The 11122-nt window shown below is 66.2% G+C and carries 8 protein-coding genes; 3 read left to right on the top strand and 5 right to left on the bottom strand.

Annotation, left to right across the window (positions count from 1 at the left end):
- Positions 1-66 precede the first annotated feature (66 nt).
- The 5 genes from recG to gmk form a co-directional block, all read right to left on the bottom strand.
- Positions 67-2178, bottom strand: coding sequence for an ATP-dependent DNA helicase RecG (gene recG, locus G5A07_RS20550; protein ID WP_191863928.1), 2112 nt, complete (start codon positions 2176-2178; stop codon positions 67-69).
- A gap of 7 nt (positions 2179-2185) precedes the next feature.
- Entirely contained in the window at positions 2186-2572 is a 387-nt protein-coding gene (locus G5A07_RS20545; protein WP_005410875.1) for a RidA family protein, read from the bottom strand.
- A 162-nt stretch (positions 2573-2734) separates the two neighbouring features.
- A complete protein-coding gene (locus G5A07_RS20540) occupies positions 2735-4897 on the bottom strand; it encodes a bifunctional (p)ppGpp synthetase/guanosine-3',5'-bis(diphosphate) 3'-pyrophosphohydrolase (RefSeq protein ID WP_191863927.1) in 2163 nt (720 codons plus the stop codon).
- 105 nt (positions 4898-5002) lie between these two features.
- Positions 5003-5302 carry a DNA-directed RNA polymerase subunit omega gene (rpoZ, locus tag G5A07_RS20535; protein WP_005410877.1) on the bottom strand — a complete coding sequence of 100 codons (300 nt, stop codon included), beginning with the start codon at positions 5300-5302 and terminating at the stop codon, positions 5003-5005.
- 110 nt (positions 5303-5412) lie between these two features.
- Positions 5413-6078 carry a guanylate kinase gene (gene gmk / locus G5A07_RS20530; protein WP_010484044.1) on the bottom strand — a complete coding sequence of 222 codons (666 nt, stop codon included), beginning with the start codon at positions 6076-6078 and terminating at the stop codon, positions 5413-5415.
- A gap of 290 nt (positions 6079-6368) precedes the next feature.
- On the opposite strand from gmk, the gene fdnG reads away from it, so the two are divergent.
- From fdnG to G5A07_RS20515, 3 genes are read left to right on the top strand one after another with little or no spacing between them, the layout of a single operon-like run.
- Positions 6369-9437 carry a formate dehydrogenase-N subunit alpha gene (gene fdnG / locus G5A07_RS20525; RefSeq protein ID WP_191863926.1) on the top strand — a complete coding sequence of 1023 codons (3069 nt, stop codon included), beginning with the start codon at positions 6369-6371 and terminating at the stop codon, positions 9435-9437.
- Positions 9438-9447: 10 nt separating this feature from the next.
- The gene (fdxH, locus tag G5A07_RS20520) at positions 9448-10365 is read left to right on the top strand and encodes a formate dehydrogenase subunit beta (protein ID WP_019338770.1); all 918 of its coding nucleotides are present in this window, start codon (positions 9448-9450) and stop codon (positions 10363-10365) included.
- Positions 10362-11009, top strand: a complete 648-nt coding sequence (locus tag G5A07_RS20515) for a formate dehydrogenase subunit gamma (RefSeq protein ID WP_043400330.1) — start codon at positions 10362-10364, stop codon at positions 11007-11009. The genes fdxH and G5A07_RS20515 overlap by 4 nt, the downstream gene beginning before the upstream one ends.
- Positions 11010-11122 lie beyond the last annotated feature (113 nt).

Below are 11122 nucleotides of genomic sequence, written 5' to 3'. Positions count from 1 at the left end.
CGGCTCTACAGTAGATCCACGCCATGCGTGGATGGGCATGCCGGGAATGGGGTCAGAGCCCGTGCCTTACGCCGAGGCGTAACGCACGGCGGTGCCGATCCAGCGCTGTACGACGCGGTCGGCCAGCGTGGGTTGCTGGGCCAGCAGGCGCTCGGCCAGGTCGTGCACGCCGGGCAGCAGGCCGGCATCGCGGGCCAGGTCGGCGATGCGGAAACCGGCCAGGCCGGTCTGGCGGGTGCCGAGCAGTTCGCCGGGGCCGCGCAGCTCCAGATCCTTTTCGGCGATGACGAAACCATCGTTGGTTTCGCGCATGGTCTGCAGGCGCTCACGCGCCATCTGCGAGAGCGGTGCCTGGTACAGCAGCACGCAGCGCGATACCGCCGAACCACGACCGACGCGGCCGCGCAGCTGGTGCAGCTGGGCCAGGCCGAGGCGCTCGGCGTTCTCGATCACCATCAGCGAGGCGTTCGGCACATCCACGCCCACTTCAATCACCGTGGTCGCCACCAGCAGATCGATGTCGCCGGCCTTGAACGCGACCATCGTCGCCAGCTTCTCGGCGGCTTTCAGGCGGCCATGCACCAGCCCCACGCGTACGCCGGGCAACAGCGCCTGCAGCGATTCGTAGGTGGCCTGCGCGGGCGTGGCATCCAGCTCTTCGCTTTCCTCGATGAGCGTGCACACCCAGTACACCTGCCGCCCTTCCTGGCAGGCCAGGGCGATGCGCTCGATCAGCTCCGGGCGACGATCGTTGTTCAATGCGACGGTCTGCACCGGGGTGCGGCCCGGCGGCAGTTCGTCGATGGCCGAGACATCCAGGTCGGCGTATTCGGACATCGCCAGCGTGCGCGGAATCGGTGTTGCGGTCATCACCAGCTGGTGCGGCACGCTGTTGCCGCCTGCGCCCTTGTCACGCAGCGCCAGCCGCTGGTGCACGCCGAAGCGATGCTGCTCGTCGACGATGGCCAGGGCGAGATCCTGGAACACCACCGCCTCCTGCATCAGCGCGTGGGTACCCACCACCACCTGCGCTTCGCCGCTGGCGACCTGCTCCATCACCTTGGCGCGCGCCTTGCCGGTGACCTTGCCGGCCAGCCAGGCGATGCGCACGCCGAGCGGTTCCAGCCAGCCGCGCAGATTGTTGAGATGTTGTTCGGCCAGCAGTTCGGTGGGGGCGGCCAATGCGACCTGCTTACCCTGCTCCACCGCCAGCATCGCCGCCAGCGCGGCGACCACGGTCTTGCCGGAGCCGACATCGCCCTGCACCAGCCGCAGCATCGGGCTGGGGCGCTCGAGGTCCTCGCGGATCTGCTTGAACACGCGCGCCTGTGCGCCGGTCAGGGCGAACGGCAGCTGCTTCAGCAATGCCTTGGCCAGCTTGCCGGGGCCGGCCAGCGGCGGTGCATGGTGCGCCTGCAGCGCGATGCGCTGGCGACGCAGGCTGAGGTGGTGGGCCAGCAGCTCTTCCATCGCCAGGCGACGCTGCGCTGGATGAGTGCCGGCGGCCAGTGCGGCCAGGTCGGCATCCGGCGGCGGCCGGTGCACGGTCAGCAGCGCACTGCGCAGCGACGGCAGGCCGAGGCCATCGAGCCAGCCGCTGGGCAGCAGTTCCAGCGTGCCTTCCTCGGGCAGGCGGTCCAGCGCCTGGCCGATCAGCTTGCGCATGGTCATCGGGCCGACGCCTTCGACGGTGGGATACACCGGGTCGAGGCGGTCACCGAGTTCGGGATCGTCGTTGCGGCCCAGTACCTGGTAGCTGGGGTGGACGATTTCCAGGCCGAGGTGGCCCGGCTTGGGCGTGCCGAAGCAGCGCAGCCGGTTGCCGACCGCGAACTGGCCGACCTGCTGCTGGCGGAAGTGGAAGAAGCGCAGCACCAGGGTGCCCTGCCCTTCGTCCTCCACCGCTACTTTCAGCATCGGCCGGTAGCGCATGCCGCGCTCGACCGCGACTACCCGCCCTTCCACCTGCGCCGGCACGCCGTTGCGCAGGTCTTCGATGCGGGTCAGCCGGGTCCGGTCTTCATAGCGCAGCGGCAGATGAAGCCAGAGATCCTGCAGGGTGGCCAGGCCACGCGCCTGCAGCTTGGCGGCCACGGCCGGACCGACGCCCGCGAGCATCGCCAGGGATGCTTCGCCGGACGGTGACAGGACCGGGGTGACCGCCGCCTTGCGTGCCACGTGGCGGTCAGTCGATGACCATCACCGCGTCGACCTCGAAGTTGGCGCCCTTCGGCAGGCCGGAGACTTCGATGGTGGAACGGGCCGGGTACGGGGCCTGGAAGTAGTCCTGCATGACCGCGTTGACCTTGGCGAACTCGCCCAGGTCGGTCAGGTACAGGCCCAGGCGCACGACCTTGTCCAGCGAGCCGCCAGCAGCCTCGGCCACGGCCTTGAGGTTGTCGAAGGCACGGCGGGCCTGTGCTTCCACGTCACCGGCGCCGACGATATCGCCGGTGGCCGGGTCGAGCGGGATCTGGCCGGAGAAATACACGGTGTTGCCGGCGCGCACGGCCTGCGAGTACGGGCCGATGGCGGCGGGGGCCTTTTCGGTGTTGATGATCTGGCGGGACATGGGTCGCTCCGGTGCTTTGGGGGAAAACAGAGCGGTGATTGTACCGGCTGGGGGGGCATCCACGCATGGCGTGGATCTACGGCAATCCGGTCATGTGATGCGCCGTCTGTAGAGCCGAGCATGGGCTCGGCTCTACAGAAAGCATCCACCCATGGCGTGGCGTTACTGGCGGCGTACCGACTGCACGACCGACAGGCGGCGCAGGCGGCGCATCACTTCGGCCAGGTGGTTGCGGTCGCGTACCTGGATGTTGAACGCCAGCACGGCGGCGTTGAAGTCGCGGTCCAGGTAATCCACGCGCTCGATGTTGGAATGGCTCTGCGCGATGGCGGCGGCCAGCTGCGCCAGCACGCCGGTGCCGTTCTCCACTTCCACCACCAGCGAGGTGTCGTAGTCGCCGGAAACGGTGGTGTCCCAGCCGATCGGCACCCAGCGCTCGGGCGACTTGCGCAGTTCGGCCAGGTTCGGGCAGTCCATGCGGTGCACCACGATGCCCTTGCCGGCGGTGTGGTAGCCCATGATCTCGTCGCCGGGAATCGGCTGGCAGCAGCCGGCGAAGGTGACCACGCCGCGCTCGCTGCCGTTGATCAGGATCTTTTCCTGCGAGTGGTGGCGCGAATGCGGGCCGCCACGCAGTTCGGCGTAGGCCATCAGCGCCTGCGCGGCCTGGGTCGGCATCCAGTTGCCCAGTGCGACCTCGGCCAGCAGCGCCTCCAGGCGTGGGAAACGATGCTCGGCCAGGAACGCATCCAGGCGCCCCTTCGGCAGCCGTTCCAGCGACGAATCCATCGCTTCCAGCGCACGGTCGAGCATGCGGTGGCCCAGCTGCACGGCGTCCTCGTGCTCCAGCTGCTTGAGCTGGTGGCGGATGGCGGTGCGCGCCTTGCTGGTGACCACGAATTCCAGCCACTGCGGTTTCGGCGTGGCCGAGCGTGCGGTGATGATCTCCACCGACTGGCCCGACACCAGCTTGGTACGCAACGGCACCAGTTTCTTGTCCACGCGCGAGGCCACGGCCATGTTGCCGACGTCGGTATGCACGGCGTAGGCGAAATCGAGCGCGGTGGAGTTGCGCGGCAGCGCCAGGATCTTGCCCTTCGGGGTGAACAGGTAGACCTCGTCCGGGAACAGGTCGACCTTGACGTTGTCGAGGAACTCCAGCGAGGAACCGGCAGCACGCTGCGAATCGATCAGTTCGACGATCCAGGCGTGCGCACGACTCTGCGCACTGTTGGGTGAATCACCGCCGAACTTGTAGGTCCAGTGCGCGGCCACGCCGCGTTCGGCGATCAGGTCCATTTCCTCGGTACGGATCTGCACTTCGATCGGCGAGCCATACGGCCCGAACAGCACCGTGTGCAGCGACTGGTAACCATTGGCCTTGGGAATGGCGATGAAATCGCGGAAGCGGCCATCCAGCGGCTTGAAGGTGGCATGCACCGACCCCAGCGCGTGGTAGCAGCTGGGCACGCTGCGCACGACCAGGCGGAAGCCGAACACGTCCATCACCTGGTCGAACGATTTGTTCTCGTCGCGCATCTTGTTGTAGATGCTCCACGGCGTCTTGATGCGGCTGACCAGGCGGTGCTCGATGCCTTCCTTCGCCAGCCGCTGCGACAGCTGAACTTCCACCTGTGCCAGCGCTTCACGGCGTACCACCGGCTGGCTGCGGATGTGCTTTTCCAGGATCGCGTGGCGCCACGGATACAGCGCCTTGAAGCCCAGGTTCTGCAACTCGCTCTTGACCAGGCTCATGCCCAGGCGCTGGGCGATGGGCGCATAGATCTCCAGCGTCTCGCGGGCGATGCGGCCGCGCGCTTCGCGGCTCTGCGCGCCCAGCGTGCGCATGTTGTGCAGGCGATCGGCCAGCTTGATCATGATCACGCGTAGGTCGCGCGACATTGCCAGCAGCATCTTGCGGAAGCTCTCGGCGGCCGCTTCCTGGCGGTCGCGGAACTTCAGCTTGTCCAGCTTGGTCACGCCGTCGACCAGTTCGGCCACGGCTTCGCCGAACTCGGCGGCCAGCGCATCACGGGTCAGCGGGGTGTCTTCGATGGTGTCGTGCAGGATCGCGGCGATCAGCGCTTCCACGTCCAGGCCGAGCTCGGCCAGCACCTGGGCCACGGCCACCGGATGGGTGATATAGGGCTCGCCCGACTTGCGCGTCTGCCCAGCGTGCGCGGCGGCTCCGACTTCCCAGGCACGGCGCAGCAGGGGCAGCTGTTCCGGCGGCAGGTAATGGGCGGCGCGTTCAAGCTGGAGGACGTAGTCGGGTACGGCGGCAGCGGGGGCTGCGGCGACCTTGGCAGTGGGGCCTGGGTTCATGCCCGAAGCCTATTCCAGCGCGACGTTTACGGCAAATCCTGAATGCGAAACAGCCCGCACGGGGCGGGCTGTTCGGCGATCCAGCAATGACGTTGATCGATGCGATCAATCGTCGTTCTTGGACATGTCTTCGTCGGCGACCACTTCCGCGGCAGCCCACTCCAGCGCTTCGCGCTCGGCGCGCTCACGCTCGGCCTTCTCGACTTCGTCGATCAGCGCGTTGTCGATCTTGCGGGCGGCGATTTCGCGCAGCGCCAGCACGGTCGGCTTGTCCTCGGTCTCGCTGTTGTCCAGCGTGGCCTGCACGCCGTTGGCGAGCTGGCGGGCACGCTTGGAAGCCATCATGACCAGTTCGAAACGGTTGTTAACGACTTCCAGGCAATCTTCTACGGTGATGCGGGCCATACGGGCTCCCGGCGACCGGTCGGCCGCTCAGTCGAATGAGGGAAAGGGGACGGAGTGTACTGGCAGGGGCTGGACAAAATCAAGCCAACCCTCACCCGATTCTTTTGGAATCAGTCAGTTGCGCCCGAATCAGGGGTCAACAGGGCCTGGATCAGGCCGGCGTGGCGGACCTTCTGGGCCTCCCGGCGCAGGCGGCTGGCGGTGAAGATGGCGCACAGCTCGTCGACGGCGGTGTCGAACACCTCGTTGACGATGACGTAGTCGAACTCGTTGAAGTGCAGCATCTCGTCACGGGCCGCGCCCAGGCGCTGGGCGATGACCGCCTCGCTGTCCTGGCCGCGCTTGCGCATGCGGTCCTGCAGGGCCTGCTTGGACGGCGGCAGGATGAACACGGTGACCGTGCCCGGCACCAGCTGGCGCACCTGCTGCGCGCCCTGCCAGTCGATCTCCAGCAGCACGTCCTGGCCGGCGGCCAGCTGCGGTTCAACTGATTGGCGGGCGGTGCCCTTCCAGTCGCCATGCACCCAGGCATGCTCGAAGAAGTCGCCGGCGGCGATCATTTCCTCGAACTTTTCCGCAGAGACGAAATGGTAGTGCTGGCCGTTCACTTCACCCGGGCGCATCGCACGCGAGGTGAAGGAGATCGACAGGGCGATCTGCGGGTCACGCGCCAGGGTGGCATTGACGATGCTGCTCTTGCCGGCACCAGACGGGGCGGCAACGATGTACAGCGTGCCGCGCGCAACGGCCTCCGACGGCTTCGACGGTGCGCTCATGCGGGGGATCCAACGGGTTGATTTCGCAAAATTTTTCCTCGATGTTCCAGATCCGGCGCGGAGGATCGCGCCAGGACGGCGGGGGCTGCGCGGAACATCCTGGAACCAGGCCCGGCAGACGCTTCCCCGGGGTGCGGGCACGCAACTTTACCAGAGCCGCCCCGTTGCGCGCCCGCCCGGCAGGCGCCGCGCCTTGTGCCACATGGGCGTGCGGGGGCCTGTGCTATAACCGGGCCGTACCCAACGACAGCCCGGAGGCCTGCGCCTCCCCGCCATCCCAGGAGAACGGCATGCCATCGATGAGCCGCCGCCAGTTCCTGAAAGTGACCGGGACAACCCTGGTCGGCTCCAGTCTGGCACTGATGGGCTTCGCGCCCGGCATCGCGCTCGCGGAGGTCAGGCAGTACAAGCTGACCCGCGCGACCGAGACCCGCAACACCTGTACCTACTGTTCGGTGGCCTGCGGCATCCTGATGTACAGCCTCGGCGATGGCGCCAAGAACGCCGAGCCGAGCATCTTCCATATCGAAGGCGACCCGGACCATCCGGTCAACCGCGGCACGCTGTGCCCGAAGGGTGCCGGCCTGGCCGACATCATCCACAGCAAGTCCCGCCTGCTCTACCCCGAGTACCGCGCGCCCGGCTCGAACGAGTGGAAGCGGCTGAGCTGGGACGATGCACTGGACCGCATCGCACGGCTGATGAAGGAAGACCGCGATGCCAATTTCGTGCAGAAGAACGAGGCCGGGCAGACGGTCAACCGCTGGCTGACCACCGGCATGCTGGCAGCCTCGGCCACCAGCAATGAAACCGCGGTGCTGACCCACAAGGTCGTCCGCTCCCTTGGCATGTTGGCATTCGACAACCAGGCACGTGTCTGACACGGCCCGACGGTGGCAGGTCTTGCCCCGACGCTAGGCCGTGGTGCGATGACGAATCACTGGGTCGACATCAAGAATGCCGACCTGATCCTGATCATGGGTGGCAATGCCGCCGAGGCGCATCCGTGCGGGTTCAAATGGGTGACCGAGGCCAAGGCACACAACAAGGCCCGGCTGATCGTGGTCGATCCGCGTTTCAACCGCTCGGCCGCGGTGGCCGACGTGTACGCGCCGATCCGCACCGGTACCGACATCGTGTTCCTGGGCGGCCTGATCAACTACCTGTTGACCGAGGACCGCATTCAGCACGAGTACGTGCTGAACTACACCGACATGTCGTTCCTGGTGAAGGACGAGTTCGCCTTCAAGGACGGCCTGTATTCGGGCTACAACGAAGAAAAGCGCAGCTACGACCGTTCCAGCTGGGACTACGCCTACGGTGACGATGGCTTCGTGCGCAGCGACCCGACGCTGCAGGACCCGCGCTGCGTCTACAACCTGCTCAAGCAGCACTACGCGCGCTATACCGTGGAGATGGTCGAACGCATCTGCGGCACGCCGGCCGACAGCATCCGGCAGGTCTGGGAGATGATCGCGTCCACCGCCGGCAAGGACAAGGCGATGACCATCCTGTACGCGCTGGGGTGGACGCAGCACTCGATCGGTGCGCAGAACGTGCGTGCCGGCACCATGGTGCAGCTGCTGCTGGGCAACATCGGCGTGGCCGGTGGTGGCATGAACGCGCTGCGCGGGCATTCCAACATCCAGGGCCTGACCGACATCGGCCTGATGTCCGACCTGCTGCCCGGCTACCTCACGCTGCCGAAACAGGACGAGCAGGACTACGACGCCTACATCGCCAAGCGCACGCAGAAGCCGCTGCGCGCCAACCAGATGTCGTTCTGGCAGAACTACCCGAAGTTCCACGTCAGCCTGATGAAGTCGTGGTGGGGCGACGCTGCCACCGCCGACAACAACTGGTGCTTCGACCACCTGCCCAAGCTCGACAAGCCGTACGACATGCTGCAGGCGTACGAGCTGATGAACGAAGGCAAGATCCACGGCTACATCTGCCAGGGCTTCAATCCGCTGGCCTCGGCGCCGAACAAGGGCAAGCTGATCAGTGCGTTCTCCAAGCTGAAGTTCATGGTCAGCATGGACCCGCTGGAAACCGAGACCATCGCCTTCTGGCAGAACCACGGTGCGCTGAACGACGTCGACCCGAGCACGATCCAGACCGAAGTGTTCCGGCTGCCGACCACCTCCTTCGCCGAGGAGAACGGCGCGGTGGTGAACTCCTCGCGCTGGCTGCAGTGGCACTGGAAGGGTGCCAATCCGCCGGGCGAAGCGCGCAGCGACATCGAGATCATGTCCGAGCTGTTCCATCGCATCAAAGCGATGTACGAGAAGGACGGCGGCGCGTGGTGGGAGCCGGTGCGCGACCTGGCCTGGAAGTATTCCAACCCGAAACTGCCGACGCCGGAAGAACTGGCGATGGAATACAACGGCAAGGCGCTGGCCGATGTGTTCGATCCGAAGGACCCGACCAAACTGGTGCGCAAGGCCGGCGAGCAGCTGGCTGCGTTCGGCGACCTGCGCGACGACGGCAGCACCTCCTCTGGCTGCTGGATCTACATCGGTGCCTGGGGCCCGACCGGCAACATGATGGCGCGGCGTGACAACAGCGACCCCACCGGCATCGGCAACACGCTGGGCTGGGCCTGGGCGTGGCCAGCCAACCGCCGCGTGATGTACAACCGCGCCTCGTGCGACGTGGCCGGCCAGCCCTTCGATCCGCGGCGCACGCTGCTGGCCTGGAACGGAAAGAACTGGGGCAGCGTGGACGTGCCGGACTTCAAGGCCGACGAAGACCCGGCCGGCGGCATGGGCCCGTTCATCATGAACCCGGAAGGCATCGCCCGCTTCTTCGCCAAGGCCGGCATGGCCGAAGGCCCGTTCCCGGAGCACTACGAGCCCTTCGATACTCCGCTGCGCAGCAACCCGCTCAGCCCGGGCCAGGCGCAGACGCTCAACAACCCGGCCGCGCGCGTGTTCGCCAGCGACCGTGCCCAGATCGGTTCGCCGGACGAGTTCCCGCATGTGGCCACGACCTACCGCCTGACCGAGCATTTCCACTTCTGGACCAAGCACGGCAAGCTCAACGCCATCATCCAGCCCGAGCAGTTCGTCGAGATCGGTGCTGCACTGGCCGACGAGCTGGGCATCAACAACGGCAGCCGCGTGCGCGTGAGTTCCAAGCGCGGCCATATCGAAGCCGTTGCGATGGTGACCAAGCGCATCAAGGCCCTGCAGATCGATGGAAAGACCGTGCACCAGGTGGGCATTCCGATCCACTGGGGTTTCCTCGGTGCGGCCAAACCCGGCTACATCGCCAATACGCTGACCAACGCCATCGGTGACGGCAACTCGCAGACGCCCGAATCGAAGTGCATCCTGGTCAAGGTCGAGAAGGTGTAGGAGACACGCCATGTCACTGCAATCGCTGGACATCATCCGCCGCTCGGCCACCACCACGCCCTCGCCGGAAGCGCGCGGTGCGCACACCGGCCAGGTCGCCAAGCTGATCGACGTGAGCAAATGCATCGGCTGCAAGGCCTGCCAGGTCGCGTGCATGGAGTGGAACGACCTGCGCGACGAAGTGGGCAGCTGCGTTGGCAGCTATGACAATCCGCCGGACCTCAGCGACCAGTCGTGGACGGTGATGAAGTTCCGCGAGTACGAGGACGAGAAGGGCAAGCTGGAGTGGCTGATCCGCAAGGAAGGCTGCATGCACTGCAGCGATCCGGGCTGCCTGAAGGCCTGCCCATCGCCCGGCGCGATCATCCAGTACGCCAACGGCATCGTCGACTTCCAGGAAGAAAACTGCATCGGCTGCGGTTACTGCGTGACCGGTTGCCCGTTCGACGTGCCGCGCATTTCCAAGAAGGACCACAAGGCCTATAAGTGCACGCTGTGTTCGGACCGGGTGGCGGTGGGCCAGGAACCGGCCTGCGTGAAGACCTGCCCGACCGGCGCGATCACCTTCGGCAGCAAGCAGGCGATGACCGAACATGCGGCCGGCCGTGTGGAAGACCTGAAATCGCGCGGCTACGAGAACGCCGGCCTGTACGACCCACAGGGCGTGGGTGGCACCCACGTGATGTACGTGCTGCAGCATGTGGACAAACCCGAGCTGTACGCCGATCTGCCCAAGGACCCACGCATCAGCCCGATGGTGGAGGTCTGGAAGGGCGTGGCCAAGCCGCTGGGCGTGCTGGCGATCGCCGCCACCGCCTTCGCCGGCTTCCTGCATTACATCGGCATCGGCCGCAACACGGTCAATGACGAGGAAGAAGAGGAAGCCGAACACGAGGCGAAGCAGATCGAAGAGGAGCAGCGGCCATGAAGTACGCCCCGCACCCGCGCCAGATCATCCGCTACCGTGCGCCGACCCGCATCAATCACTGGATCGTGGCGATCTGCTTCGTGCTGACCGCGCTGTCCGGGTTGGCGTTGTTCCACCCTGCTCTGTTCCCGTTGACCCAGCTGTTCGGTGGTGGACCGTGGACGCGAATCCTGCACCCGTTCGTTGGCCTGGCCATGGTGGTGGGCTTTGCCTTGCTGGCCTTCCGCATGTGGCGCGACAACCTGCCGACCGCCGACGACCGCGCGTGGATGCGCGGCATGCGCGATGTACTGCGCAACGAGGATGAGAAGCTGCCGCCGGTGGGCCGTTTCAATGCCGGCCAGAAGCTGTTGTTCTGGGCCATCATCGGATGCCTGTCGGCGCTGCTGCTGACCGGCTTCGTGATCTGGCGGCAGTACTTCAGCCACTTCTTCCCGATCGGGGTGATCCGCTTCTCGGTACTTGCCCATGCGCTGTTCGGCTGGGTGCTGATCTGCGCGATCGTGGTGCACATCTATGCGGCGATCTGGATCAAGGGGTCGGTGCGGGCGATGACCCAGGGCAAGGTGACCTACGGGTGGGCGTACAAGCATCACCGGCAGTGGTTCCGGGACATCCTGCGCGGGCGCCGGGAAGAGGGGTAGCGGCAGGGCCTGCGGCCCTGCACCCGCAGAGGCAACGTCAACGTCAACGTCAAAAGCTGGCTTCCTGAGGGGTGGCCGGGTGGGTCCGGTTGCGGGGGACGCCGTAAACCCGT

Source organism: Stenotrophomonas sp. AS012628, from assembly GCF_010608305.1.
Lineage (GTDB): Bacteria > Pseudomonadota > Gammaproteobacteria > Xanthomonadales > Xanthomonadaceae > Stenotrophomonas > Stenotrophomonas geniculata.
This window is presented reverse-complemented; position numbering and strand designations above follow the sequence as displayed.

Excerpts from the sequence above, each read along its gene's own strand:
- gmk (WP_010484044.1), bottom strand. The coding sequence starts at position 6,078 with ATGAGCGCACCGTCGAAGCCGTCGGAGGCCGTTGCGCGCGGCACGCTG.
- G5A07_RS20540 (WP_191863927.1), bottom strand. The coding sequence starts at position 4,897 with ATGAACCCAGGCCCCACTGCCAAGGTCGCCGCAGCCCCCGCTGCCGCC.
- fdxH (WP_019338770.1), top strand. The coding sequence starts at position 9,448 with ATGTCACTGCAATCGCTGGACATCATCCGCCGCTCGGCCACCACCACG.
- G5A07_RS20545 (WP_005410875.1), bottom strand. The coding sequence starts at position 2,572 with ATGTCCCGCCAGATCATCAACACCGAAAAGGCCCCCGCCGCCATCGGC.
- G5A07_RS20515 (WP_043400330.1), top strand. The coding sequence starts at position 10,362 with ATGAAGTACGCCCCGCACCCGCGCCAGATCATCCGCTACCGTGCGCCG.
- rpoZ (WP_005410877.1), bottom strand. The coding sequence starts at position 5,302 with ATGGCCCGCATCACCGTAGAAGATTGCCTGGAAGTCGTTAACAACCGT.